The organism is Aquitalea sp. LB_tupeE (genome assembly GCF_013391415.1).
GTDB lineage: Bacteria > Pseudomonadota > Gammaproteobacteria > Burkholderiales > Chromobacteriaceae > Aquitalea.
This window is the reverse complement of the sequence record NZ_JACAXB010000020.1, coordinates 162,468-188,552: the sequence shown is the minus strand read 5'-3', so window position 1 is coordinate 188,552 and position 26,085 is coordinate 162,468. Positions and strand designations below refer to the sequence as shown.

19 protein-coding genes are annotated in these 26,085 nt (G+C 60.8%); 8 read left to right on the top strand and 11 right to left on the bottom strand.

The genetic code is table 11. The features are described from left to right. Window positions 1–43: 43 nt before the first annotated feature. Together HWX34_RS12210 and HWX34_RS12205 are read right to left on the bottom strand one after the other, a co-directional pair. Entirely contained in the window at window positions 44–1,768 is a 1,725-nt protein-coding gene (locus HWX34_RS12210; protein WP_178972498.1) for a GGDEF domain-containing protein, read from the bottom strand. 2 nt (window positions 1,769–1,770) lie between these two features. After that, window positions 1,771–2,808: an extracellular solute-binding protein gene (locus HWX34_RS12205; protein ID WP_370459737.1), complete on the bottom strand. Its 1,038-nt coding sequence runs from the start codon at window positions 2,806–2,808 to the stop codon at window positions 1,771–1,773. Between the two features lie 708 nt (window positions 2,809–3,516). On the opposite strand from HWX34_RS12205, the gene HWX34_RS12200 reads away from it, so the two are divergent. Beyond that, window positions 3,517–4,719: an ammonium transporter gene (locus tag HWX34_RS12200; RefSeq protein WP_178972497.1), complete on the top strand. Its 1,203-nt coding sequence runs from the start codon at window positions 3,517–3,519 to the stop codon at window positions 4,717–4,719. Between the two features lie 162 nt (window positions 4,720–4,881). After that, entirely contained in the window at window positions 4,882–8,079 is a 3,198-nt protein-coding gene (locus tag HWX34_RS12195; RefSeq protein ID WP_178972496.1) for an EAL domain-containing protein, read from the top strand. 20 nt (window positions 8,080–8,099) lie between these two features. On the opposite strand, the gene HWX34_RS12190 is transcribed toward HWX34_RS12195, so the two are convergent. Further along, window positions 8,100–11,240, bottom strand: a complete 3,141-nt coding sequence (locus HWX34_RS12190; protein WP_178972495.1) for a bifunctional diguanylate cyclase/phosphodiesterase — start codon at window positions 11,238–11,240, stop codon at window positions 8,100–8,102. 221 nt (window positions 11,241–11,461) lie between these two features. Here HWX34_RS12190 and HWX34_RS12185 point away from each other — a divergent pair, with 221 nt between their 5' ends. Next, window positions 11,462–12,499 (top strand): nitronate monooxygenase family protein, encoded by a 1,038-nt coding sequence (locus HWX34_RS12185; protein WP_178972494.1) that lies wholly within the window; start codon window positions 11,462–11,464, stop codon window positions 12,497–12,499. Between the two features lie 83 nt (window positions 12,500–12,582). Here the strand turns inward: HWX34_RS12185 and HWX34_RS12180 are convergent, their stop codons facing one another. Next, on the bottom strand, window positions 12,583–13,605 hold the full coding sequence (locus HWX34_RS12180; protein WP_178972493.1) for an adenosine deaminase: 1,023 nt from the start codon (window positions 13,603–13,605) through the stop codon (window positions 12,583–12,585). Between the two features lie 275 nt (window positions 13,606–13,880). On the opposite strand from HWX34_RS12180, the gene HWX34_RS12175 reads away from it, so the two are divergent. Together HWX34_RS12175 and nfsB are read left to right on the top strand one after the other, a co-directional pair. After that, entirely contained in the window at window positions 13,881–17,195 is a 3,315-nt protein-coding gene (locus HWX34_RS12175) for an EAL domain-containing protein (RefSeq protein WP_178972492.1), read from the top strand. A 172-nt stretch (window positions 17,196–17,367) separates the two neighbouring features. Further along, window positions 17,368–18,021, top strand: coding sequence for an oxygen-insensitive NAD(P)H nitroreductase (gene nfsB, locus HWX34_RS12170; protein ID WP_178972491.1), 654 nt, complete (start codon window positions 17,368–17,370; stop codon window positions 18,019–18,021). Here the strand turns inward: nfsB and HWX34_RS12165 are convergent. The 3 genes from HWX34_RS12165 to HWX34_RS12155 form a co-directional block, all read right to left on the bottom strand. Beyond that, the gene (locus tag HWX34_RS12165) at window positions 18,008–18,898 is read right to left on the bottom strand and encodes a class I SAM-dependent methyltransferase (protein ID WP_178972490.1); all 891 of its coding nucleotides are present in this window, start codon (window positions 18,896–18,898) and stop codon (window positions 18,008–18,010) included. The genes nfsB and HWX34_RS12165 overlap by 14 nt on opposite strands. 32 nt (window positions 18,899–18,930) lie before the next feature. Next, window positions 18,931–19,695, bottom strand: coding sequence for a glycosyltransferase family 2 protein (locus HWX34_RS12160; RefSeq protein ID WP_178972489.1), 765 nt, complete (start codon window positions 19,693–19,695; stop codon window positions 18,931–18,933). 113 nt (window positions 19,696–19,808) lie between these two features. After that, a complete protein-coding gene (locus tag HWX34_RS12155; RefSeq protein ID WP_370459736.1) occupies window positions 19,809–20,549 on the bottom strand; it encodes a lysophospholipid acyltransferase family protein in 741 nt (246 codons plus the stop codon). A 276-nt stretch (window positions 20,550–20,825) separates the two neighbouring features. Between HWX34_RS12155 and HWX34_RS12150 the strand changes: the two genes are divergently transcribed. From HWX34_RS12150 to HWX34_RS12140, 3 genes are read left to right on the top strand one after another with little or no spacing between them, the layout of a single operon-like run. Further along, window positions 20,826–21,104, top strand: a complete 279-nt coding sequence (locus tag HWX34_RS12150; RefSeq protein WP_178972487.1) for an acyl carrier protein — start codon at window positions 20,826–20,828, stop codon at window positions 21,102–21,104. Continuing rightward, complete coding sequence (locus tag HWX34_RS12145; protein WP_178972486.1) at window positions 21,105–22,361, top strand: beta-ketoacyl synthase; 1,257 nt, start codon at window positions 21,105–21,107, stop codon at window positions 22,359–22,361. Next, window positions 22,358–22,861 (top strand): 3-hydroxyacyl-ACP dehydratase FabZ family protein, encoded by a 504-nt coding sequence (locus HWX34_RS12140; protein WP_178972485.1) that lies wholly within the window; start codon window positions 22,358–22,360, stop codon window positions 22,859–22,861. Before HWX34_RS12145 ends, HWX34_RS12140 begins: the two co-directional genes overlap by 4 nt. 25 nt (window positions 22,862–22,886) lie before the next feature. Here HWX34_RS12140 and fabG read toward each other — a convergent pair whose 3' ends face one another. The 4 genes from fabG to HWX34_RS12120 are packed head-to-tail and all read right to left on the bottom strand — an operon-like array spanning window position 22,887 to window position 26,063. Further along, window positions 22,887–23,606 carry a 3-oxoacyl-ACP reductase FabG gene (gene fabG, locus HWX34_RS12135; protein ID WP_178972484.1) on the bottom strand — a complete coding sequence of 240 codons (720 nt, stop codon included), beginning with the start codon at window positions 23,604–23,606 and terminating at the stop codon, window positions 22,887–22,889. Further along, complete coding sequence (locus HWX34_RS12130; RefSeq protein WP_178972483.1) at window positions 23,603–24,070, bottom strand: 3-hydroxylacyl-ACP dehydratase; 468 nt, start codon at window positions 24,068–24,070, stop codon at window positions 23,603–23,605. Before HWX34_RS12130 ends, fabG begins: the two co-directional genes overlap by 4 nt. Then, window positions 24,067–24,861 carry a beta-ketoacyl synthase chain length factor gene (locus HWX34_RS12125; protein ID WP_178972482.1) on the bottom strand — a complete coding sequence of 265 codons (795 nt, stop codon included), beginning with the start codon at window positions 24,859–24,861 and terminating at the stop codon, window positions 24,067–24,069. Before HWX34_RS12125 ends, HWX34_RS12130 begins: the two co-directional genes overlap by 4 nt. After that, window positions 24,858–26,063 carry a beta-ketoacyl-[acyl-carrier-protein] synthase family protein gene (locus HWX34_RS12120; protein WP_178972481.1) on the bottom strand — a complete coding sequence of 402 codons (1,206 nt, stop codon included), beginning with the start codon at window positions 26,061–26,063 and terminating at the stop codon, window positions 24,858–24,860. The genes HWX34_RS12125 and HWX34_RS12120 overlap by 4 nt, the downstream gene beginning before the upstream one ends. Window positions 26,064–26,085 lie beyond the last annotated feature (22 nt).

Here is a 26,085-nt window from a genome sequence, read left to right as displayed (position 1 = left end):
TCGGGCCTGGACATGTCAATGGGAATAGAGGGCTGGGCCGTGCTTAGTTGTAAGGCAGTTGCCGGGTATGTCCATCACGCTGGATGGCCTTGACATGATACATGGCATGGTCGGCCTGGTTGACCAGTTGTTCGGCCGTGGTGCCATCGCGCGGGTACAGGCTGTAACCGATACTGGCCCCGACTTCCAGCTTCTTGCCTTCCACAACCATGGGTTCGCCAATACTGAGCGACAGCTTGGACAACAGCTCAGACAAGCCATCCGTGGTGAAGCTGCCTTGCAGCAGGATCAGGTATTCATCCCCGCCCATGCGCGCCACCATATCGTTGCCACGCACCGCATGCAGCAGGCGGCGCGCCACGATCTGCAATACCTGGTCGCCAATGGCATGGCCATGCTGGTCGTTGATTTGCTTGAAGTGGTCCAGGTCGACAAACAGCACGGCAAACTGGCTGGCATTGCGTTGCGCTTGCTCCAGCAATTGTTCCAGCCGCTGGAAAAACAGCGCTCGGTTGGCCAGGCCGGTCAGGCTGTCGTGGTGTGCCAGATAGCTCAATTCGCGCTGGTTGTCGTACAGGCTGGCCATATGGCTGTTGATCTGCCGCTGCATGCGATCGAAATTGCGTGCCAGCACGCCGATTTCATCATTGCGCTCTACCGGCAGTGCCTGCTGCAGTTGCGTGGTGGAGAAACTGCTGGCCGCCTGCGCCAGGGTGTTGATGGGTCGCAGCATGGCACGGGCAAACACCACCGCCAGCATGATGGCAATCACGCTGAAAGCCAGCACCATGTGGATGATGCGCTGCCCCAGTGGTGCCGCACCGGCCACCGCGGTATCCAGCGGTTGCACCAGGCCGGTGACGATGAAGTCGTCACGATTGCCACGGCCAAGCGGATGGCGGACAAAGGCCATCACCTGTCCGGCGGCTTGTTGCGGGTCGTCCAGGCCGCTGAGCGCCAGCTGGTTTTGCTTGCGTTCGAACAAGGCTTTGGTGGCGGCAAAGCTGTCCTGCATCAGCACCCGCCTTCCCTTGTCAAAACCGAAGGTCTGGGCCAGGTCCGGGTGAACCAGAAAATCCCCCCAGCGATTTGCCAGATACAGCTGGTAATCCTTGGGCAAATCACGGCGCAACTGGCCCAGCAAGCGTTCCAGATCCAGATTGATCACCAGCAAGCCGCCAGGCTGGCCATCGCTGCGCGGCAGCGGAGTGGCCACCATCAGGCCGGGGCGTCCTTCGGGATCATGGGAGGCACGCTCGTGATTCACTTCGATAGACGATTGGTAAATTTGCCCGGCAGGCAGTGCCAGGGTTTCAAACACATAGGGGAAGTGGCCTTTTTCCTGCAAATTACCGCCATCCACCCGCAGGGTCAGCCCGGACTGGCTATCCACCCGCACCAGCTCGAGGCCATTGTCCGCGGCACCGATCAGCCGCACTTGCAGGTATTCCGGATGCAGGGCCAGCATGGCAGCGAAGGCCTGAGCCAGTTCGTCCCGCTCGCGCTTGGCTTCAGGGCCGTTGCGCTGGTTGATCACCACGGATACTTGAACCAGACGCGACAGCAACAAGGCATCGTCTGCGGCTTCGTCCTCCCATTGCACGATGCGCCGGTTCACCCCGCTCGCGGCGGTCAGCAAATCGCTTTGCGTAGCCGACACCAGCATGGCGCGATTGGCGGTATAGGCGTAATAGCCGGTAATGCCGGAGGACAGAATGCCAAAAATGGCCAGCAGCAAGGCGAGCTTAAGCAACAGACCGGAGCGCATGGTCAGAAGCTCCCCGGCAAGTCGCCAGAATAGATTTTTTGCCACAGCGCTTCACGCTGGTTGGCATTTTCCACCGGCTGCAGCCATAACACCCGCGAGCCAGGCGGCAGGTCGGTACTGGCACTGAGCGTATTGGCCAGCCCCTGCCGGATGGGCAACAGCGCACTGACGGCAGGCTCCAGCATGTAGTTGATCCATTGCTGCGCCAGCTGCGCTTGCCTGGCCGAGCGCGTCATCGCCCAGCAATCCAGCCAGGCCAGCACGCCCTCGCGCGGAATGGCATAGCCGACATCGGCCCCGGCCTGGCGTAGCGAGTTGAGCTGCTGGGTGCCGTAATTGCCAAACATCACCGCCACCTTGTGACGGATGAACAGCTCGGTGGCTTCTTCAGGCAGGCTGTAAAAGGTGAGCAGATTACGCCGCAGGTCGATCAGCCGTTTCACCATGGCGGCCTGCTGTGCAGTATCGAGTTGAAACGGCTGGGCAATGCCGCTGGCCAGCGCGGCAAAGGAAAAATTGTGCTGCCCGCTGTTGAAATCCAGCACTTTATGGCGGTAACGAGCGTCCCACAGCACATTCATCGAATCCGGCGGACGTGCAAACTGCCGCTTGTCGTAAATGATGCCCATGGTGGAATAGGTATACGGTACGGCATACAGCTGCCCCTGCTGCTGCAAGCCCGGAATGGCGGCACGGTTGCGAAAGCGTGGCAGTTGACGTTGCAGGTTGGGAATCAAGGATGGATTGAGCGGCAACAGCAAGCCGGCAGCATGATAACGCTGCATTTCGGCGGTGTTGGCAGCCACCACATCAAAACGCGGCCCGCCCGCCGCATGCATGCGCGCCCACAGTGCCTCGTCCGAATCGACAAAGGTCACTTCGACACTCGCCTTGTAGCGCTGCTCGAAATCATGCACCACATCCGGGTCGGCATAACCCGGCCAGGCCAGCACGCGCAGCACGTCCTTGGCCATGACCGACTGGCAACACAACAGGCTGATCATCACCCCCGCAAGCAAGCGGATTGCTCTTGATGTCACGTTGATTTTCTTTTTTTCAAGCCACCGTTTGAATGTAGCTGTTTATACGCATTTCTACTTGTTTTTTTCATTCAATCATCCTGCTTTGTCAGGCTTTCCCGCTACTGTGTTGCCTGCTGCAATAACCAGTCGGCAAACGCCCGGAGGGGTAGTGATTGCTGACGGTCCGGCAGACAAACCAAGTCATAGCCATTGTCGCCGGGCAAGGAGATATCACAGGGGATGAGCAGATTGCCACTGCTGACTTCCTGCGGCACCAGAAAGCGCGGCACCAGGGCAAGCGGCTTCCACCAGCATGGAAAACAGCGGCTAGCGCGCCACCCATCGCCTGCGGATTATCCCCCTCAGCCATTACAAACCGACGTTGCCAAACCTCATGCCGTGCCGATCAAGGCAGCAAGGGATATTGTGCGATGTATGCTGCCGGCACCGCAGCCACGGACACCAGTTGCAGGTTAGGAGTAACCGGCACGGGGCGGGCAATGCGCTTATTACGCACCAAATCATTGCATTACCACCCGAAAACACACCACTTTGGTGCGCATGCACCGTTTTTGCGCCGACACCGCCCTGCCTGATGTTCACCAATTAAGCGCCAAATACAGCCATTTTCGGGCATGCCATGACCAAATTGGTGCAAATCAGCACCAGCTGGCATTCGCCTTGCTTTACACAGTCCCACAACAGCCGATAACAACGGGACTCGCCATGCCAACTGCCAACGCGCCATCAGACGTACTGTTCCTGCTCCTCGGGGCCATCATGATTCTGGCCATGCACGCCGGTTTTGCCTTTCTGGAACTGGGTACCGTGCGCAAGAAAAACCAGGTGAATGCCCTGGTGAAGATTCTGACCGACTTTGCCGTCTCCGCCATTGCCTACTTCTTTGTCGGTTACACCGTGGCCTACGGGGTCAACTTCCTGGGTGATGCGCGCCATATCGCCGATCATCACGGTTATGAACTGGTGAAGTTTTTCTTCCTGCTGACCTTTGCCGCCGCCATTCCGGCCATTGTGTCCGGCGGCATTGCCGAACGCGCCAAATTCCACCCGCAGTCGGCCGCCACCTTTTTGCTGGTTGGACTGGTGTATCCCTTTTTCGAAGGCATTGCCTGGAACAACCACTACGGCGTGCAGGACTGGCTGAGCCACAGCTTTGGCCAGCCCTTCCATGACTTTGCCGGTTCGGTGGTAGTGCATGCGGTGGGTGGCTGGATTGGCCTGGCTGCCGTGCTGAACCTGGGTGCGCGCCGTGGCCGCTACAGCAAGGAGGGCCGCATCTCCGCCCATCCGCCCTCTTCCATTCCGTTTCTGGCTCTGGGCGCGTGGATTCTGATTGTCGGCTGGTTCGGCTTCAATGTGATGAGTGCGCAGCGTCTGGACGGTATTTCCGGCCTGGTGGCCATCAACTCGCTGATGGCCATGGTGGGCGGCACCCTCAGCGCCATGTGGGCGGGCAAGAACGACCCGGGCTTCATTCACAACGGCCCGCTGGCCGGGCTGGTGGCGGTATGTGCCGGTTCGGACATCATGCACCCGCTGGGTGCGCTGGTGGTGGGGCTGGTGGCCGGTGGCATGTTTGTCTGGCTGTTCACCCAGACCCAGAACCGCTGGAAAATTGACGACGTACTGGGGGTATGGCCGCTGCATGGCATTTGTGGTGCCTGGGGTGGCATTGCTGCCGGTATTTTTGGCCAGAGCGCGCTGGGCGGTCTGGGTGGTGTCAGCCTGATTTCCCAGCTGCTGGGCACAGTCGCCGGCATTGCCATCGGTTTTGGCGGCGGTTATGCGGTGTATGCGCTGCTGCGCAAAACCGTAGGCATTCGTCTGGATGAAGAAGAAGAATTCAACGGTGCCGACCTGACCATTCACCAGATCAGCGCCACTCCAGACCGCGAAACCACCTGGTAAGTCCTCTGCGGGCGGGTCTGGTCTACCGCCCAGGCCCGGCCCGCTTGTCATAAGCTTGATCAGCCTCAGACTTTGGCGGTTTTGTCCGACAAGAGGACACACAGCGCGTAATGCCTCCGCTATGCTGACAGTCAGCAAGAATCGTGGATTGCACGCAGAAACATGAGTCCTTCTTTTTCCCTGAACGGCAGGCGCACCCTGCGTACCCGCCTTACCCTCGGCATGTTGCTGGCACTGGTGCTGACACTGTGGCTGGCTACCTTGCTGATCAGCCACACCCTGCGCCAGCAGATGGAAAACACCATCTCCACCCAGCAACTTTCGGCCGTTTCGCTGGCTGCGCACGAGGTGGATCGCTCGGTCAATGAGCGTATTCAGGCACTGCATTCCCTTACCGTACAGTTCAAGGACAAACCACTCACCACCGCTGCCATCCAGCCCGAGCTGCAACGCCGTCCCATTTTGCTGATGATGTTCAACTGGGGCATCGTGGTGATGGATATGAAGGGAACGGTTCAGGCCAGCATTCCGGAAAACCTGGGCCGACTTGGCCGCACCTACCAGCAGCACACTTTTTTCCGTCAGGCCTTGCAGCATGGCGGTCATTACATCACCGAGCCGGTTTACGGCCAGTTCACCGGCCAGCCGGTGGTTTCGATGCTGGAACCCATGCTGGACAGCCACGGCAAGCTGGTCGGCTTGATCATGGGGGTGACCAATCTGGCACGGCCCAACTTCCTGGATGCCATCAGCGATGCACGCTATGGTGCCACCGGCAATTTCTTCATTACCGCCCCTGCCAGCCGGCGCTACATCATGTCGTCCGACAAGGCGCGCCTGCTCAAATCCGGCCCGCCACCGGGCATCAACCCGGTGTATGACCGCTATATCAACGGTTACGAGGGCTCCGGCATTGCGATCAGCTCACGTGGTGTGCTGGAGCTGTCTTCCAGCGTGAAAATAAAATCCACCGGCTGGCTGATGCAATCGGTACTGCCGGCAGCAGAAGCCTTTTCCTCCATCCGCGCCTTGCAACAGCAGTTGTTCGGCATGGCCTTGTGCCTCACCGTGCTGGCAGGAGGCATCAGCTGGTGGTGGCTGCGCCGCCAGTTACTGCCACTGACCGAAGCCACCCGGCTGCTCAACCGGATGGGCGATGGCGAACTGCCCAGACAAGCCTTGCCAGTCTGCCATCAGGATGAAGTGGGTTTGCTGGCCACCTCGTTCAACAGTCTGTTAAAGCGGATTCAGCGCGAAGAAGAACAAGCGGCCGAGCATGCGGCCAACCGCCTGTTGCGCAAGATCGTGTCGCAGATTCCCGGTGTGGTGTTCCAGTACCGGCTATTTACCGATGGTCACGGCTGTTTCCCTTTTGCCAGCGAAGCGTTTTACGACATCTACGGCATTCGCCCGGAAGCGGTGCGCCAGTGTGCCGACCCGATTCGTGAAATGGTGCACCCCGACGACTACGAAAATTTCCTGGCTGCCTTGCAGAATTCGGCCCGCACGCTGACACAATGGCGGACTGAATACCGCATCTGCATGCCGGATGGCAGCATCAAATGGCTATTGGTGGACGCCATGCCGGAAGCGGAAGACGATGTGGTGCTGTGGCACGGTTTTGTCATGGACATTACCCAGAACAAGGCTATGGAAGATGAACTGCGCATTGCGGCCACCAGCTTCCAGACCCAGGAAGGCATCATGGTGACCGACAACCAGGGCGTCATCCTGCGGGTCAACCCCTCGTTCTGCAAAATCACCGGCTACAGCAGCGCGGACGTGGTGGGCAAAACGCCGGCGGTCCTCAGCTCGCACCGTCACCCGCCAGCCTTTTACCAGCAAATGTGGCAAGCTCTGCTGGCACAGGGGGTGTGGCAGGGTGAAATCTGGAATGCCCGGAAAAATGGTGATGTCTTCCCGGAATGGCTCACCATCACCGCAGTGGTGGACGGACAGGGTGCCACCAGCCATTTCGTCGCCATTTTCCAGGACATCACCGAGCGCAAGGCGGCGGCAGACAAAATCCAGACGCTGGCCTTTTACGACCCGCTCACCCACCTGCCCAACCGTCGCCTGCTGCTGGAACGCTTGCAACATGCACTGGAAAACGCAAAGCGCAAACAGCAGTACGGCGCCCTGCTGTTCCTGGACCTGGACAATTTCAAGTCGCTGAACGACACCATGGGCCACGATATGGGTGACATCCTGCTGCAACAGGTGGCCGTCCGCCTGCTGGAGGGCCTGCGTATTGGCGACACCGTGGCCAGACTGGGCGGGGATGAATTCATCGTGATGCTGGAAAACCTGGGTGAGGAACGCGAGCAGGCACTACGCGAGGCGGAAACCGTGGGCCGCAAGATCCTGCTCTCCCTGCACCAGCCCTATAGCCTGAATGGCCATGCTTACCGCAGCAGCTCCAGCCTGGGTATTGCCTTGTTTGCGCGGGAACATGCCTGTAGTGAAGACATTCTCAAGGAAGCCGACCTGGCCATGTACCAGGCCAAGGCGGCCGGTCGCAATACCCTGCGCTTCTTCGACCCCTTGATGCAAGCTGAAATCAATAACCGCACCCGGCTGGAAGCCGAACTGCATCAGGCGCTGGAACAAGGCCAGTTCGAGCTTTACTTCCAGCCGCAGGTTCACCACCAGCAGCCATGCCACAGCGTGGAAGCCCTGTTGCGCTGGCACAATCCGCAACACGGGCTGATGCTGCCCGGCAGCTTCATCACACTGGCCGAACAGAGCAATCTGATTCTGGCCATTGACCACTGGGTATTGCAGCAGGCCTGTTTGCAACTGGCGCAATGGGCCGGGCAGCCACACTTGTCGGCCTTGAGCATTGCCGTCAATGTCAGTGCCCGCCAGTTCCACCAGACTGATTTTGTCGAACGTGTCAGCCAGTTACTGAGCAACACCGGGGCCAACCCGGCCTTGCTGAAGCTGGAAATCACCGAAAGCCTGCTGTTGATGAAGCTGGATGACGCGGCCAACAAGATGAACCAGCTGCGCGCACTGGGCGTGACCTTTGCGCTGGATGACTTCGGCACCGGGTATTCGTCACTGTCCTATCTGAAAACCCTGCCGCTGGATCAGATCAAGATCGACCGCAGCTTTGTGCGCGATGTGCTGGACAACCCCAACGACGCGGCCATCTGCAAGGCCGTGATCGCACTGGGACACAGCCTGGGTCTGACCGTGATTGCCGAGGGCGTGGAGCAAAGCAGCCAGTACCACTTCATGCTGCAACAGGGCTGCCAAGCACAGCAGGGTTACCTGTTCAGCCCGGCCCTGCCTGACACTGAGCTACAACACTGGCTGCAACATGAGCAGCCCTACAAGCCGCTGGCCATGGTGTGAACGGTGCGCACTACCCGGCCTCAAACCGTCAGCAAGGGCGTTGGCGTTTGACTGGCCAGCGCGAAGAAATCGGCCGGCGGCAAGGGGCGGCTGAACAGATAGCCTTGCATCTCCTGACAGCCCTGTTCACGCAGCAGCGTGTACTGCTCGGCGGTTTCCACCCCTTCGGCAATGGTCAGTAAGCCCAGATTGGCCGCCATGTCGATGATGGCAGCCACAATGGCCCGGTCTTCCGGGTCGGTGACAATATCCCGTACGAAGGTCTGGTCGATTTTCAGTTTGTAGACGCGGAACTGCTTGAGCAGGTTGAGCGAGGAATACCCGGTGCCGAAATCGTCAATCGCCATGCGCACGCCCTTTTCATGCAGGGCATTCATCATCGCCACCGCCTGCTGCGGGTCGTACATGGCCACGCCTTCCGTCAGTTCCAGCTCCAGGCAATCGGCCGGCAAATCCTCTTCTTGCAGAATGCGGGCCACCAGTGCGGGCAGGTCTGGCTGGCGGAACTGCACCGCCGACAGATTGACCGCCATGCCCAGCTGCAAGCCCTGATCACGCCACTGACGGGCCTGCCGCACTGCCTGGCGCAGCACCCATTCGCCTAGCGGCAGAATCAGGCCGCAATCTTCCGCCACCGGAATGAATTCGCCCGGCGACACATGGCCCAGCTCGGGATGATGCCAGCGCAACAAGGCCTCGGCCCCCAGCAACTGGCCATCGCTCATGGATATCTGCGGCTGGTAATGAATGGTGAATTGCTGCTGCTCCAACGCCACCCGCAAGGCGTTGACCAGCTGCAAGTGGCGTGCGGTTTTGGCCTGTAGCGCGGCGGTATAAAAACGATAGCAGCTGCGTCCGGCCTTTTTGGCCTGATACATGGCCGCATCGGCACGGCGGGACAAGGTTTCCAGATCCTGCCCATCCCGTGGATACAGGGCCAGGCCGATGGAGGCGGAAATATTCAGATCATACGGTGCCACCCGATAGCTGCGGGCCATGTCCCGCAGCAGGGTTTCTGCCAGATCGCCAGCCGCATCGGCCGCCATGCCGGGCAGCAGCAGGACAAATTCATCCCCGCCCAGGCGTGACAGTAAGGCAGCCGCCGGTGTTGCCTGACGCAAGCGTGCCGCCAGCTGCACCAGCAGGGCATCGCCCACACTGTGGCCCAGCGAATCATTGATGTCCTTGAAGTGGTCCAGGTCCATGAACATCAGGGTCAGCACATCGTCCGCTTCATCCAGCCCGGCCAGCATTTGCTCGGCGTCCTCCTCCAGCTTCACCCGGTTGGGCAGGCCGGTCAGCACATCGTAGTGCGCCAGGTAACGGATATGCTGTTCATTCTGCTTGCGCTGGGTGATGTCGCGGGTGATGGCCAGCAGCATGCTGATCTCCCCCTGCTCGTCGCGCATCGGCGCAGCGTGGGACTCCAGCCAGCGCCGCTGGCCTTGCAAGCCGGTGATTTCAAATTCCAGCGTGCCGCTTTCCCCGTTCATCACCTGCTGGTGCAAGTGCAAGAAGGTGGCGTGATAGTCCGGCATCACGAAATGCAGTACGCCATACCGACGCACTTGCTCCACGCTGTCCGCCTGCAGCATGGCCATGCCGGCGCGGTTGATTTCCAGCAGCCGCCCATCCCGATCCAGCACCTTGATGCATTCAGGCTCGGTTTCAATAATGGTGCGCAAACGCTGTTCGCTTTGCTGCAAGGCCGCTTCAGCCTGCTGGCGCTGCTGTTCGCGCTGGAAACTGTCCAGCGCGTAGTCCAGGTCCATCACCATTTCTTCAATCAGCTTGCGCGCATCGGCATCAAAGGCATTGGGCTCGGCACTGTACAGCGTCAAGGCCCCCACCACGCGCCCCTTGCAATGCAGCGGCAAGGCGGCGGAAGCCCCCCAGCCATATTGGGCCGCGCGGGCATGCCAGGGTGCGGTAACCGGGTGGTGCATGAAGTCGGCCAGCCATTGTGCCTGACCGCTCAGTACCGCCTGACCGGTGGGACCCTGACTGTGCGGGTTGGCCGGATCGGTGGGTAACACCAGATCGATCAGGTAGTCGGTGCCCTGCCCCCAGGCACACAAGGGGCGGATGGATTGCCCGGTTTCATCCAGCAAACCGACCCACACCATTTTCATGCCACCGTGTTCAACCGCCGCCTGGCATATCTGTTCGAACAACTCGCGCTCGTTACGGCTGCGCACAATGGCCTGATTGCACTGACTCAAGGCGTTGTACAGACCGCTGAGCCGCTGGTTACGGACATCAGCCGCTTGCTGTGCCTGCGCCATGAGGCTCAGTTTCAGACGGGTCTGGGCCAGCCAGCCCATCACGCTGTCCTCCTGTTCGGGCCCAGGCGCAATGCTTTGCGAGAAATCTCCTCGCCCCAGACGAGCAATGCTGGCATGCAGTTCGCCGACACTGGCCCCCAGTATTCCCTGCAGATTACGCCGCAGCGACCAGAACAACGGCAACAGCAACAGGCCGAATGTGATGAACACGATGCGCAGCTGCCAGGCATAGCGTTCGGCATCGTGGATGGCCTGCTCGGTACGTTGTGAAGCCAGCCGGTTGAAGCGGGCGATTGGCTCCATGATGCTGGCCTTGGCGCGGTGATAGGCCTCATCGTGCAGCATGCGGATGGCGAAGAGGCGCTGGGGGGAATCCAGCGGCGGATTGTCTGCCACCAGTTGCATGGCCGCCCATTCGGTGCTGGTCAGCGCATCGGAATTGGCCTTCGCCCTGGCCAGGAGGGCCAGCTCGGCACGGGTAACACCGGCATCCTGCATGCGCTGCAGCAAGGAAGGCGTGGCAACAGCCGTTTGCGGGCGATGGTCATCACCCAAAACAAGATCCCAGTAAATGTTCTGGTAATCCACCGGCCGAGCTGCCTTGCCGTCCCGAATGGCAAGGATTTCCCGATAGTGCTGCTGATACAGCGGATTGCCGGTCACCACATAGCTACGCACCATGCGGGTGAGATCGTCCGAGGACTGGCGCAGCTCATTGGCCAGCTGGATGGATGTTTCGCGCAAATCATTGGCGTGGTCGATGGCCTTTTCTGCCCGCACATACAGCACAAAGCTGGCCACAAAAGCCAGGAATAGCAGCAGGATCAACCAGAAATAGCGAGAAAGCAGCAACAGTTTGCGCTTGACAGTCAGCATGGCAGGGCAGCCCTTTGTTATCTTCTGTATGGCCCTGCAGGCAGCATGGGCGGGCATTTTGTCTGGATTATGGCGCAAATCCTCCAGAATGACAGGAGAAGCAAAGCCATTTGCAACAGAAACAGCCCCCAGGTAGCACGCATGCTACAAATTGCACAGTGCTTGCCAATAGCTAGGACAATTAGCTTAAGCTGATGGCTTTTAGCAAATCGGGAGCACACATGCACCTGTCGCAATGGCTGAACATTTCCCACTCTCTGATTCAAGCCCCGATGGCGGGCGTACAGGGCAGCCGCCTGGCGCTGGCGGTTTGCCAGGCCGGCGCCTTGGGCTCTCTTCCCGCCGCCATGCTCTCGGCCAGTGCCTTGCAGCAGGAACTGGAAGCCATGCGTACGCTGGACGGGCGCCCCTACAATCTCAATTTCTTTTGTCATCAGCCGCCCGGTGCAGACCCGCAGCAACAGGCTGACTGGCAGGCCGCGCTGACACCCTACTACCAGGAAATGGGCATCACACCGCCCCCCGGCAGCGGCCCTGGCCGCACCCCCTTCAACCAGGAGATGGCGGATATCGTCAGCCGCTACCGCCCGGCAGTGGTGAGTTTTCACTTTGGCCTGCCCGCCGCGTCCTTGCTGGCGCAGGTCAAGGCTGCAGGCTGCAAGGTGCTGTCTTCGGCCACCACGGTGGCTGAGGCACGCTGGCTGGCGGCGCACGGCGCTGATGCCATCATTGCCCAGGGGCTGGAAGCAGGCGGGCATCGCGGCATGTTTCTCGACATGGATCTGGACAAGCAGCTGGGCAGTCTTGCCCTGTTACCACAGATTGTCGCAGCGGTGGATGTGCCGGTGATTGCCGCTGGTGGCATTGCCGATGCCCATGGCGTGGCCGCCGCCATGCGGCTGGGCGCTGCCGGCGTACAGGTGGGCACGGCGTATCTGCTGTGCGATGAAGCCGATACCACGCCTTTGCACCGCGCGGCGCTGGCCAGCCCGCGAACCGAGCACACCGCCCTCACTACCCTGTTTACCGGCAGACCGGCACGCGGCATCGTTAACCGGGTGATGCAGGAGCTGGGCCCGCGCCCGGCCTGCGTACCGGACTTCCCGCTGGCCACTGCCCGCATCGCCCCCTTGCGTGCGGCAGCCGAAGCGCAGGGGCGGGACGACTTCACCCCGCTGTGGTGCGGGCAGAATGCCAGTGGCTGCCGCGCCATTCCTGCTGCACAGCTGACACAGGCGCTAGCCACCGGACTGGCCTGACCCACAGGCCGCGGGCTTGACAATGCAACAGCCCCGCTGGGCGGGGCTGTTGAAACGTCGCTGGCAAAGCCATACCGGCTGGATCAGTCAGCAAAACCGTCGGCAATGCGCTGGCATTCGGCCATCCAGTGCGCCTTTTCTTGCGGCGACAACCAGCTGGCTTCAAAACCGTTCTGGCACAGCTGGACGATTTCCGCCTTGCTCAGGCCCAGTTCGCGCGCGCAACCCAGATAGTTTTCCTGCACATAACCACCAAAATAGGCCGGATCGTCGGAATTGACCGTGGCACACAAGCCCGCCTGCAATAGCTGGCGCAGGTTGTGGTCTTGCAGTTGGTCGAACACGCGCAGTTTGATATTGGAATACGGACACACCGTCAGCGGCATGCGCTCGGCAGCCAGACGCGTCACCAGGGCGGCATCCTCCAGCGCACGCACACCATGGTCGATGCGGCTCACCTTCAGCAGGTCCAGCGCCTCCCACACATAAGCGGGCGGGCCTTCTTCACCGGCATGCGCCACACAGGGCAGGCCCAGTTGGTGGCAGGCCGCAAACAGCCGGGCAAACTTGGCCGGCGGGTGGCCCACCTCGCTGGAATCCAGACCGAAACCATCAATACCTGCCAGATACGGACGGGCCTGCTCCAGCACGGCAAAGCCGTCTTCTTCGCTCAAATGGCGCAGAAAAGACATGATCAGCCGCGAACTGATATCCAACTGTGCGCGGGCATCATCCAGCGCCCGGCGAATACCCTGATACACGGTGCCAAAGGCAATGCCGCGTTCGGTATGGGTTTGCGGGTCGAAGAATATCTCGGTATGGACCACATGGTCGTCCCGGCAACGCAGCAGATAGGCCCAGGTCAGGTCGTAGAAATCCTGCTCGGTCTGCAACACACCGGCACCGGCATAGTAGAGGTCGAGAAAGGATTGCAGATTGTCAAAATCGTAGGCGGCGCGAATGGCTTCCACCGTGGGATAAGGCAGCTTGATACCGTTACGTTCGGCCAGCCGGAACATCATTTCCGGCTCCAGGCTGCCTTCTATGTGCAAGTGCAGCTCGGCCTTGGGCAAGGCGCCAATCAGCGCCAGATGAGGTTGAGTCATGGAGTTTCCTGACAATGGCCCGTACGCCAGGCAGCCAGTGCCTGTCGCTTCATGTCGAGCAAAAGCAGCATGATACCCATTGCCAGGCGGGGACAGAAGCCCGTTTTGCCTCAGGCAAGCGCCGGACAGGCAGGGAAGCAACAACGGCTTGCCCGTTTCCTGGCAGCGGGCAAGGCAGCGAACGTGGTTTGGAGTAAAATCGGTGCTGGACACGCGCACAGGACTGCCCCGTCATCCAGCCTGCGGCCTCTTGCCGCCGACTGTCGGACCCGACCATGAACGAACTCACACTCCAGCAAGCACTGCAACAAACCTCACAGGCTTTTGCCATTCTGGATGCCAACCGCAGCATCCGCTATGTCAATCCGGCATTTTGCACCCTGTTTGGCTATGACTTGCAGACCGTGCAGGGACAGAGCATCGACCTGATCATCCCGCCGGATGCCAGCGATGGTGTGGGAGATCGCGCAGGGGATTGTCAGCAGCTGTACGCCCAACCCTTTCAGGGCGAAGTGCGACGCATGCGGCAAGATGGCAGCACCCTCACGGTGATGCTGCATTGCAGTGCGCTGTGCAATGCAGAGGGTCAGGCTGAAGGTTATGTGCTGACCTATACCGATATTGCCGACCGCAAAGCCACCGAACTGGCCTTGCAACAAGCCAACGAACAACTGTCACTGGCACTGGACGCCTCGCAACTGTCGCTGTGGGACATGGATATCCTGCAGGATACCGCCAGCGTCGATGCCCGCTGGGGCCGCATGCTGGGCTACCCGGCCACGGCGCAAACCATGCGCGCCACCAGCATGCTGGAAGCCGTGCACCCGGATGACTACCCGCGCATTTATCGCGCCTCGATGGAAGTGCTCAAGGGGCAGAACAGCCGCTTCCAGCAGGAATTCCGTGTGCGCAATGCCCAGCATGGCTGGACCTGGATCCGTTGCACCGGCAAAGTGGTTGCCCGTAGCGACGCGGGCGTGGCACTGCGCGCCATTGGCACCAACCAGGACATTACCGAACGCAAGAGCAGCGAAGCGCTGATTGTCAACGCGGCCAACCACGACTGGCTGACCGGCCTGCCCAACCGCTTCTCGCTGACCCATCACCTGGCGGCCGCCTTGGCCCGCGCCCAGCGTCATGACAAGCTGGTGGCGGTGTGCATGATTGACCTGGACGACTTCAAACCGGTCAACGACACCTGGGGGCATCAGGCTGGTGACTATCTGCTGCAGGAACTGGCCCGCCGCCTGCAAGGCCTGCTGCGCAAGACCGACTTTGTCGCCCGCCTGGGCGGGGACGAATTCGTGATCGTGATGGAAGACCTGCCGGAAGAAGGCACCCTCACCCAGCTGGAAGCCGCGCTGCAACGACTGCATCGCGCAGTGGAATCGCCCTTCCTGCTGGGCAAGCACATCGAGGCTGAGGTCGGCATGACCGTGGGCCTGTCCTTGTTTCCGCACGACGGCATCGAGCCGGATGCGCTGATGCGGCAGGCCGATGCCGCCATGTATCAGGCCAAGCAGCACAAATCCACCCGGCCGCGCTGGTGGCATATGGTGGGAGAAGAAAACGGCTACGCGCCGGAAGAAAGCAGCCATTTTGAAGTGTATGGCAGCGAAGCCGCCCAGTTGCTGCGCAAATCCGTCCGCCTCATTCACACCGCTGCCGACCACTATGTGCAGCAGTTTTATGCACAAAGCAACAGCAATACCGCCATTCAGAGCGTGCTTTCCAGCCTGGGCCCGGAAGAACTGCAAGGCCTGGAAGCTGCGCATCGCAATTTCATGCTTGAAATACTGTCACCGGACAATACCGCCGAGAAAATCGGCCAGGACAGCCGCCGTCTGGGCCATACCCATAGCCTGGTCGGTGTCACCCCCATCATGCTGGTGCAAAGTGTGGAGCTGTTTCGCCGCACCTTCAGCGAGCAGTTGAACCAGACCCTGCTGCCCATCCGCCAGCGCTATCGCCTGCTGGAAATCATCGACCGCCGCCTGCAAGACCAATTGCATGCCCAGCTGGAAGCCTCGGCCCTGGTGCATGCCCGCTATCTGGACAGCATCGCGCTGCCCATGCCCCATCAGGGCAGCTTGTGGGCCGATGCGGTAAACAGTGAGCTGGAACAGCTGGGCAGCTTGCCCGGCATGCAGGCCGTACTGCTGATGCGGCTGATGTCCAATGGCGTGTTCGTACCGGAAAACAGCAGTGGCCCGCTGGGCGAACTGGTGGCTGGCCGCCTGCAAATGCCGGGCTCGGAGGCCGTGGTTGACCCCAACTCCGAGCGTGGCCAGGGCCTGACCGCAGTCGCCTGGCGCAGCGGGCGCATTTGCACATCGGCCTCCTACGGCAAGGACAAGCGCTATACCCTGTGGCACCAGCAGGCCAGCGCAGTACAAATACGTTCCACCATGAGCATTCCGGTGCGCAATGCCGAAGGGCTGACCGTGGCGGTCATCAGCTTGTTCGGTGCTTACCCTAACCAGTTTGAATCCGCCAGCATGCTGCAATTTGCCCAGGGCTTGCAGCACCGCTGGGAGCTGATTCTGGCTGCCTGCACCAAACCTGCGGCCGCCATCCGGCAGAATCTGGCCGTGGCGCTGCGCGAGCGGCTGTTTGCCGGTGGCCTCACCATGTATCTGCAACCTCTGGTCGAGCTCAACAGCGGCAAAGTGCTGAAAGTGGAAGCACTGGCCCGGCTGATCAAGGAAGACGGCCAGGTGGTCAGCCCCGGTGTCTTCCTGCCACTGCTGGGTGATGCCGACCTCGATCATCTGTTCCGGCTGGGGTTGGACAAGGCACTGGTGCAACTCTCCGAACTGGACCGGCAAGGCATGCAGATTGGCATCTCGCTGAATATCGCCCCCAGCACCTTGCAAGACGAAGACTGCCCGCACTGGGTGGCCGAAGCACTGCGCCGGCACCACATTGCCCCGCACCGGCTCAGTCTGGAGCTGCTGGAAACCGGTGATATCGCACCGCTGGCACAAGACCGTGCCATTGAGCGGCTGCGCCAGACCGGCATCAAGCTGGCCATGGATGACCTGGGTTCGGGCTACAGCAGCCTGCAACGCCTGAGCACCCTGCCGTTTGACACCATCAAGATCGACCAGAGCCTGACGCTGAACCTGCGCAAGACACCATTGACCAGCCTGGCCCTGATGCGCGCCATCTTGCAACTGGGGCAGGACCTGGACCGGCAAGTCGTGGTGGAAGGCCTGGAAGACCGTGGCATGCAAGAGGCCTCGCGTATTCTGGGTGCCAGCATCGGGCAGGGCTACAGCCTGGCCCGGCCCATGTCGCAAGCCGACTTCATTCATTGGCAGCGTCACTTCCGGCTACCCAGCGACAGCGGGGACATCACCACCTATCTGGGAGCCCTGGCACAGCACTGGTTGTATACCCAGCCTTCCCACACGCATGGCAAACGCGCAGTGCAGGACTGCCCATTGCAGCACTTCCTGCTACGCCAGCTGCAACCGGATGCACAAGCACTGGCCTGGCATGCCGCCTGTCATGCGGCACAACACGATGCCGCAGCCAGCCAGCAGCTGACCGACTGGCTGGTGACGCAAATGCTGCTGGAAAGCTGAAGTCGGGGCGGGAGAATCTGCCGGCTGAATCTGCGTCCTGACACCGGTAATCGCGGCAAAAGCGGTTTCATTTTCAAAAAAAAACATAAACTGCTTCCCGCCAGCGCGGCTTCATTGCCGGGTGCGCTTTGGCAATAATGGCTGCTGTTGAACCCACACCGAGGAATCCAGCATGAACATTGCCGACCTGGTCCAGACCCGCTACACCACCAAGGCTTTCGACCCCAGCCGTCAGCTGAGTGCCGAACAAGTCGCACAGATCGAAACCCTGCTGCGCTTCAGCCCGTCGTCCACCAACTCCCAGCCCTGGCATTTCTTCATTGCCGGCAGCACCGAAGGCAAGGCACGCGTGGCCAAGGCCACCAGCGGTGCTTATGCTTTCAACGAAGCCAAGGTGTTGAATGCCTCCCACGTGGTGGTGTTCTGCAGCCGTGCCAGCATTGATGAGACCTATCTGGAAGGCTTGCTGAACCAGGAAGAGGCCGATGGCCGTTTTGCCAATGCCGACGCGCGTGCCGGCCAGCACCGTGGCCGTTCGCACTTCGTCAACATGCACCGCTTCGAGCTGCGCGATGCCCACCACTGGATGGAAAAACAGGTTTACCTGGCAGTAGGCACCCTGTTGCTGGGCGCGGCCGCCATGCAGATTGATGCCTGCCCGATCGAAGGTTTCGACCAGAAAGTGCTGGATGAAGAACTGGGCTTGCGCGCCAAGGGGTTCACCAGCGCAGTCATCGTGGCACTGGGCTATCGCAGCGACAGCGACTTCAACGCCACCCTGCCCAAGTCGCGCCTGCCGGCCGACAGCGTCATCACCCGCCTGTAAGCATCAGACCGTCCGGCAACCGCAGGCCACCCGGACGGAACCAGCGCAGCAGGTTGCAGAGATCCCGCTGCTCGCCAGGTATAAGTTGCTGATACGCAGCCTGTGCACGCTGCTGCAGGCCGGGGTCGATCGCCCGGCGCGGCGTGCTACGCAGCACCACCATGAAGGGGGCCAATGCCGTGTAGTAACAGGCCGGGGCGCTGGCCAGCACGGCAGCTGCCTGCTGCAATTCCGTCAGGCTGAACGCGGCTTGCAGGGAATTCAGAAAATCAGCCGTGAAAGCAGGCGACTGCAAATCCATGCGGTCGTAAGCAAAGAAGCGCTGCGTGGCACGGCGCTTGAGGCGGCCAAAATCAGCCAGATACACCCCGCCCTGCGGACGCAGAATGCGGGCAATCTGCTGCGTGCAGTGCTGCAAGGCCGTGCTGTCTGCCAGATGGTGCAGCGACATGGTGCAGGTCACCACGTCGGTGCCGGCGGCAGCCATGCCATCCAGCCGGGTCATGTCGCCCTGTTGCAGGCTGACATTGTGCACACCGGCCTCGCGCAGATTCTGCTCTGCCAGCTCCAGCATGCGGGCCGAGGCATCCATGCCGATGAAATGCGCATCCGGATGCAGGCGGGCATGGCGTAACAGCTGGTTGGCCGGGCCACAGGCCAGGTCCAGCACCACATCGCCCGGCGCAATCAGTGCCGCCGACATCAAGCTGTGAAACAGGTAGATATAGTTGAGAATGCCCTGATCCTTGCCGCTGTCGGCAAAGGCCGCCACTTGCAGCGGGTCTTCCATCACCGCCGCAGTCTCCGGAATACGCGGTAGCGGATGGCGTGCCAGCTGCTCCAATAGCAGATGGACAAGCATGGCGGGGGCAGACATGAGATCAGCAAGCTTTCAGAAGTCAGATGCCGTTAACGCGGCTGCACGGCACGCCGGTACAGCAACAACGGCAGACGCAATGCAAAACCGAACATCAGGCGGATGTGCATCCAGGTCAGCAGGCGGTTATCGCGCCAGTAATTGAAGTGCGACACCCCGCCTTCATCCGCCTGAAAGTATTTGACCGGTGATGGCAGATTAAGCGGCGGCACCCCGGCCCAGCACAGGCGCACCACGGCTTCCGGGTCGAAGTCGAAACGGCGCATCCAGCGCTGGCGCTGCATGATGCGCTGCAAGGGCGCCACCGGGTATACACGAAAACCGAACAGGGAATCGCCTATCCCCATCCACAGGGTTTCCAGATTGGCCCACCAGTTGGAAATCTTGCGTCCCTTCACCCGCAGGCTGGGCGCACTGGCATCGAATACCGGCAGGCCCAATACCATGGCTTGCGGCTGTTGCTGCGAGGTGGCCATGAACAGCGGAATCTGCTCAACCGGGTGCTGGCCGTCCGAATCCATGCACAATACATGAGTGAACCCCTGCCGGCTGGCCTGCTCCAGACCATGCAGCACGGCGGCTCCCTTGCCACTGTTTTGCGGCAGCACGAATACCTGCAGGCCGTCATCCCCGGCCGCCATGCGCTGCAAGCCTTCGGCCGAGCCATCGTCGCTGCCATCCACAATCACCCACACCGGCGACCATTGCTGACGGGCCGCGCGCACCGTGTCATACACCTTGGGGCCGGGGTTATAACTGGGAATCAGAACCACATGCGTGGAAGAAGGTGTAGGCATGGCAGGCAGAAAATGATTGGACACCGGAATACGGTAATGATGTAGAAACGGGAAAGGACATTAGCCGATGACAGTCGGCATGGTCAATCCCGCGTGGTGAGCCGGTAACTGATTTACAAATGCAGTTCCGGGTCAATCGAGCGCGTTAGCGTGCGCTGGTAATACTGCTGAATACGCTGTGTCATTTCATCCCGACAGGCAGACGCTTCAAATTGCTCTCCCGGAATTGCCCGATATATCAAGGGAAACTCCGGAGGTCGCCATATTTTCCAGCCTTTGCTCAAATAAGGCGAATTAGTGCTAATCAGAATGGTTTGCAATGGTGCTTGTGCTCTTTTGGCAATCAGCGCAACTGCCTCACCCATCTCATTCACCGGCTGGCGCGTGGTACGCGTACCTTCGGGAAATATCATCAATACCTTGCCATCGCGCACGGCATGAATGGCGGCGCGAAACATCAACTCAGGGTTACGGTTGGAAATAAAACCGGCCAGATAAGCCCCCGCCCCCAGAAACAGATTGGAGCTGATGCTGGCTTTCATCAGGCACACTACATGCGGAAGGCGGGAAAAGACGAGAAATGCGTCGATCATGCTGGGATGATTGGCAATCAGCACGGTACGCCGACAGCCGCCCAGTCGATCCAGCGCGCGCAAATCCAGCTGCATCAGCCCGCTGGCCTCGGCACCGGCCAGAAAACAGCGGCAAATCAGGCTGATGGCGCGTTGCACCAGTGGTTCACGCCAGGCGCGCGGCGCCAGCAGCAATGGCAGCACCGCCAGATTGCCCAATAACAGCATGAACCCCAGCCAGCACAGCATCAGATAAAACAGCAGGATCTGGCCTAAACGCACACAGCAATACCACATTATTCCACTTCACTTCTCGTTGACTGCCCGCCACATTTAAAGCGCGAGCGAATTGGCCATACCCGGCAGCAATTTCACCCGGATATGGCGAGCCGGGAAAGTGCGACATACCGGACGATAATACAACCGGGTATTCAATGCTGATGGATAGGACATGCTTGAAATCACCCGCAGGCAAGCCGAGCCAAATCAAACCGGGGTAATGATTTTACTATATAATCGGCCCTCTTTGCTGCATGCACCGCTCGGGATTGAATGCTTATGCTAGAAGAAATCATCAAAAACTATCTGATCAATACCAAAGGCAAAGACGCTGCATTGTTTGATGATCCGGACTTGCAAGTGTCTGCTCTGGGCCTGGATTCGCTCGATATGGTCGAGATGCTGTTTGAAATCGAAGACCGCTGCGGCTTTCAACTGCCCGACCCCACCCGCTACCCGAAAATGGGGTTTGCCGAAATGCTGGCCGATATCGAAGCGGCCATTCGCGCGCACAATAACGGCGAAATGCCCGACCTCAGCCTGGAAGCGGAGCAATAATTGGCACAGGTTCTGATTACCGGCATGGGAGCCATCAGCCCGCTGGGGGCAGACCTTCCCACCAGTTTTGCCCGTGCGCTGGAAGGGCACTGCGCCATTGGCACTGCCCCGGCCAACATCAGCAAATGGCTGCCCGACATCCTGCTGGCCCCGGCAGCCAGCGAACCGGCTGCCCTGCTGGACAACAAACATGCCGGGCTGGACCGAGCCAGCCAGTTTGCCCTGGTCGCCGCAGGCGAAGCGCTGCAACAGGCCAACTTCCCGGCCCAGCCGGAAAACAGCCGCCGCGTGGGCGTGTTTGTCGGTATCGGCTTTGGCGGGGCCCACACGCTGGACGGGCTGTACGACCGCTTTCAGGCGGCAGTCAACAGCAATGGCAAGCGCAATCCGGCCATGGTACACCCGCTGTCTGTTCCCAGGATGATGGCCAATGCCGCTGCCGCCGCCATCTCCATGAGCCATGGTTTCAAGGGCCCCAGCAATACCTACTCCATTGCCTGTGCGTCCTCTGCCACCGCCATAGGCGAAGCTTTCCGCGCCATTCGTGACGGCTATCTGGATGCCGCAGTGGTGGTGGGCTGCGAAGCCATGCTGACACCTGGTTCCATCCTGGCCTGGAATGCATTACGTGTGATGGCCAAACCCCATGCCACCGACCCTGCACGCAGTTGCCGTCCGTTCTCACAGGATCGCAGCGGCTTTGTGCTGGGAGAAGGCGCAGCAGCCATGGTACTGGAAAGTGCCGCCCATGCAGGCAGGCGTCAGCAAGCCGGGCTGGGCGAAGTGTGTGGCTATGGTTGCAGCAGCGATGCCGCCCATCTGACTGCACCATCCAGCGCCGAACAGGTATATGCCATGCAACAGGCGCTGGCCGATGCCGGGCTGCAAGCCAGTGACATTCAATACCTGAATGCCCATGGTACGGCGACACCAAGCGGCGATGTGGTGGAAACCGAATCCATCCGCACCGTATTTGGCGCTCGTGAAAACAGCACGCTTGCCATCAGCTCCACCAAATCCATGCACGGCCACCTGATCGGTGCCAGCGGCATTCTGGAATTCGCACTGGCGGTAATGGCGATGAACAGCGGTTCGCTGCCGCCCACGGCCACGCTGGAAACGCCAGACCCGCAATGCGACCTGGACTTCATCCCGCTGCATGCCCGTCACGGCTGCACGGTAAACGCCATCATGTCCAACTCTTTTGCCTTCGGCGGCAGCAATGTCTCGCTGGTGGCCAGGCGGTATCCGTCATGAGTGCTGACTACCACTACCCCATGCTGCTGGCGCGTGAGGATATTGCGGCCATCCTGCCGCACCGTGGTGCCATTTTCGTGTGCGAGCAGCTGTGTATCGAAGGGCCGCACCAGTTCCATGGCACGGCACGCTGGCCGCATGACAATGCGGTGATAGCAGGCCACTTTCCCGGCCTGCCGCTGGTGCCCGGGGTGATGCTGATCGAATCCATGGCGCAGTTTGCCGGTGCCGGCCTGCTGGCGGGCGACCCTTATGTGAAAACCCTGCCGGAAGATTCAATCGGCGTGCTGGCAGCAGTCCGCAACTGCTGGTTCAAGCAGCCGGTACAGCCGGACTGTGCGGTGGATTTTTTCATCCAGTGCCGTCAGGTGGCACCTTTGCTGGTGCAGGTGAATGCCCAGGTGAAAGTGGCGGATGCCGACGTGGCCAAGCTGGAAATCGCGCTGGCTTACGCACCGCGTGCGCAGCTGGTCAGCCAGCTTGCGGCTGACAAGGCATAAGGCCTCTCAGCCCGCCAGAACGGTCTTACAGCATGCCGCCGTTGATGGAAATCACCTGGCCGCTGATATAAGCCGCCTGCTCTGAGGCCAGAAAGGCCACCAGGCTGGCCACTTCCTCTGGCTGCCCTACCCGCTTCATCGGCACCAGCTGCGCCACCATGTCCTTGTCGAACACATCCTTGCTCATGTCCGAAGCAATAATGCCCGGCGCCACCGCATTGACGGTGATACCGCGGCTGGCCAGCTCCAGCGACAGCGAGCGCGTGGCCCCATGCAGCGCGCTCTTGGCGGCGGCATAGTTGGTCTGGCCGCGATTGCCCGCCAGAGCCGCCACCGAGGTGATATTGATGATGCGCCCCCAGCGGGTGCGTATCATCGGCATGGTCAATGGCTGGGTGACATTGAAAAAACCATGCAGCGAAACGTCGATCACCCGGTGCCACTGCGCCGGCTGCATACCGGGAAACACCGCGTCGTCGTGGATACCGGCATTGTTCACCAGCACCTGGACCGGGCCTTGTTCCAGAATGCGCTCCAGCACGGCCGCGCTGGCCGTGGCATCCGCCACGTCAAACTGCACCGCCTCGGCACTGCGGCCCTGCTCGCGCAGCGACTGGCCCAGCGCTTCTGCCGCTGCCAGATTGCTGTTGGCATGAATGATGACGTGAAAACCATCGGCCGCCAGTCGCTGGCAGATGGCAGCACCGATGGCACCACTGCCACCGGTGATCAGGGCGCGTTTCATGAAGACTCCCGGGAAGAAATGGCAAGCGGGGCCAGTGCGGCGGCATCCAGCACCACGCCCAGGCGGCCACTGGCCAGCAGACGCCCGCCGGATGACACGGCAAAACGGTACATGGCGGTAATGTCGTTGCCGGACAGGCGTTCGGCCTGCACGTGCAAGGCATCGTCCAGTTCATCCAGCCGCTGGCAGTGCCAGCTGGCTTCGCGCACGCTGGTGAGATAACCGGCGCGCGGCGCTGCTGCATCGCCCGCCAGCAAGCTGCCATGCACTGCCATGGCCTGGGCGGCATATTCGATGGCATTGGCCACACCCAGTCGCCCGGCCGCGCGCAAGGGGTTATCCGCCTGCAGGTGGCTGCGGGTCAGACAGACGATGTGTTCCGCATCCCAGCGCTCCACGCTATCGAGCAGACACATGCTGCCCTGGTGCGGAATACGGGCGGCAATAGCCTGACGGTCCATCATGCTTGCACCGTGACGGCCAGACGGCAGTCATCCAGATAATCCAGCACTACCCGGCCCGCACTGCGCTGCGCCAGCAATTGCAGCAAAGGCAGGCTGCGTGCTGCCGGAATGGTTTGCCGCAGTTGTTCCAGCGCGGCATCAGCCATGGTGCTGGCCGCTTCGTTGCACAGCGACAGCTGCAAGGCAGCAAGGCTGCGCTCACTCCGACGGGCGCTGAACACCATGCCCACCCCCATCGGGTAGGGAATGGGGCGCTGCGCATACAAGGGTTGCGGATAGGCGGTATCAAACGCCACCAACAGGCCGCGGTCACCACTGGCCTGCACCTGGGTTACCGTTTCCAGCAAACCGGCGGCGAAGGTGGCATCGTAGGCGCACAGGCTGGTGGAAGCCGCAGTACAGCCGGTGGCAATGCCCCAGTAACCGGCCGGGGCATTGTGTACCGAGTTGTGAAAGCGGGTGGGCGAAACCAGCCGCTGGTCGGAGGCCAGCACATCCAGCAGGTTGTGACAGTTGTCGCAGTCGCCACCGGTGGAGCAGAACACATTGGCCAGCAAGGCCGCATCGGCCCCGGCTGCGTCCACGGCGGCAAAGCCGGTGGCCATGGCCAGCTTCACCGCGGCACCCACACGCCGCCGCTCGGTAGCGGGCAAGGCGGTGACCGGCGGCAGGCTGACCTCGGCCACGGCAAATGGCTGCTCGCCGCGCAAACATGCCGCAGCGGCGTTCCAGTCGGCCATGCCAGGGCCCAGTACGCTCAGGCCATCCAGATAGATTGTTGCTGTGCTCATGCCGTCACCTGCGAAAAAACCAGACTGCAATTACTGCCGCCAAAACCGAAAGAATTGTTCAGTACATGCTGCAAGGGCTGCTGCTGATTGTGCAGCAGGTAATTGACCGGCAAGGCCGGATCCAGCGTGCTGGTACCAACGCCGCCGGGCAGCAGGCCGTCGCGCAGTGCCAGCACACAGAAAATGGCTTCGATGCCACCAGCCGCGCCCAGGGTATGGCCGGTATGGCCCTTGGTGGAGCTGCACGGCGTGCCTTGGCCAAACAGCGCCAGCACGGCCGCGCCTTCGGCGGCATCGTTGCTGGGCGTGGCGGTGCCGTGCAGATTGATGTAGCCGATGTCGTCCGGCTGCAAACCGGCCATCTGCAAAGCTTGCTGCATGGCCATGCACGCGCCCAGCCCTTCCGGGTGTGGCGAGGACATATGGTAGGCATCGCTGCTTTCACCCACGCCGGTGAGCAGGATTTCGCCTTCACCTGCGCCCTCACCTGCACCATCGGCGCGCTCCAGCAACACATATGCCGCGCCCTCGCCAATGGAAATGCCATCACGCGCGACATCAAACGGGCGGCAGGGTTCACCCGACACCAGTTGCAGCGAGGAAAAACCATAAATGGTGGTCAGGCACAGGCTGTCCACCCCACCCACGATGGCAGCGTCGATCAGCCCGGCAGCCAGCATGCGCTGCGCCGTGCCAAACACCTTGGCACTGGAAGAACAGGCGGTGGACACCACACAGGCCGGGCCGCTCAAGGCAAAATGCTTGCGCACGAAATCGGCCACTGAATAGCCATTGTGGGTTTCACGGTAGCGCAGCCAGGCCGGCAGGCTGCCGCTGGCAGGGTCGCGCTCGCGATAGGCCAGCTCGGAATTGAGAATGCCGGAGGTGCTGGACCCCAGAAACACACCGATACGGCCCGCACCATGGCGTGCCTTGGCAGCTTCGATCTGCTCGGCAAAACCATCCTGCTGCAAACCAAGCAGGGCCAGACGGTTGTTGCGGCAGTCGTAGGCGGCCAGTCCGGCGGGCAGGGTGATGTCGTCCACACCGGCCACTTCACCGATACAGACATCAAACTCCACCGTTTCCCAGCGTTTTTTGACAATGCCGCTGCGCTGTGCGCGCAGTGCGGCCAGATGTGGTTCCACCCCACGGCCCAGGGCTGTGGTGAGGGTATAGGCGCTAAGTCTGAGAGCTTGCATAGACAACCGATGAATCAGCTTG

Bases quoted from the DNA above. Each gene is read 5' to 3' on its own strand.
- HWX34_RS12185 (WP_178972494.1), top strand. From the start codon at position 11,462: ATGCACCTGTCGCAATGGCTGAACATTTCCCACTCTCTGATTCAAGCC.
- fabG (WP_178972484.1), bottom strand. From the start codon at position 23,606: ATGAAACGCGCCCTGATCACCGGTGGCAGTGGTGCCATCGGTGCTGCC.
- nfsB (WP_178972491.1), top strand. From the start codon at position 17,368: ATGAACATTGCCGACCTGGTCCAGACCCGCTACACCACCAAGGCTTTC.
- HWX34_RS12180 (WP_178972493.1), bottom strand. From the start codon at position 13,605: ATGACTCAACCTCATCTGGCGCTGATTGGCGCCTTGCCCAAGGCCGAG.
- HWX34_RS12140 (WP_178972485.1), top strand. From the start codon at position 22,358: ATGAGTGCTGACTACCACTACCCCATGCTGCTGGCGCGTGAGGATATT.
- HWX34_RS12120 (WP_178972481.1), bottom strand. From the start codon at position 26,063: ATGCAAGCTCTCAGACTTAGCGCCTATACCCTCACCACAGCCCTGGGC.
- HWX34_RS12160 (WP_178972489.1), bottom strand. From the start codon at position 19,695: ATGCCTACACCTTCTTCCACGCATGTGGTTCTGATTCCCAGTTATAAC.
- HWX34_RS12175 (WP_178972492.1), top strand. From the start codon at position 13,881: ATGAACGAACTCACACTCCAGCAAGCACTGCAACAAACCTCACAGGCT.
- HWX34_RS12200 (WP_178972497.1), top strand. From the start codon at position 3,517: ATGCCAACTGCCAACGCGCCATCAGACGTACTGTTCCTGCTCCTCGGG.
- HWX34_RS12125 (WP_178972482.1), bottom strand. From the start codon at position 24,861: ATGAGCACAGCAACAATCTATCTGGATGGCCTGAGCGTACTGGGCCCT.
- HWX34_RS12190 (WP_178972495.1), bottom strand. From the start codon at position 11,240: ATGCTGACTGTCAAGCGCAAACTGTTGCTGCTTTCTCGCTATTTCTGG.
- HWX34_RS12210 (WP_178972498.1), bottom strand. From the start codon at position 1,768: ATGCGCTCCGGTCTGTTGCTTAAGCTCGCCTTGCTGCTGGCCATTTTT.
- HWX34_RS12165 (WP_178972490.1), bottom strand. From the start codon at position 18,898: ATGTCTGCCCCCGCCATGCTTGTCCATCTGCTATTGGAGCAGCTGGCA.
- HWX34_RS12130 (WP_178972483.1), bottom strand. From the start codon at position 24,070: ATGATGGACCGTCAGGCTATTGCCGCCCGTATTCCGCACCAGGGCAGC.
- HWX34_RS12150 (WP_178972487.1), top strand. From the start codon at position 20,826: ATGCTAGAAGAAATCATCAAAAACTATCTGATCAATACCAAAGGCAAA.
- HWX34_RS12195 (WP_178972496.1), top strand. From the start codon at position 4,882: ATGAGTCCTTCTTTTTCCCTGAACGGCAGGCGCACCCTGCGTACCCGC.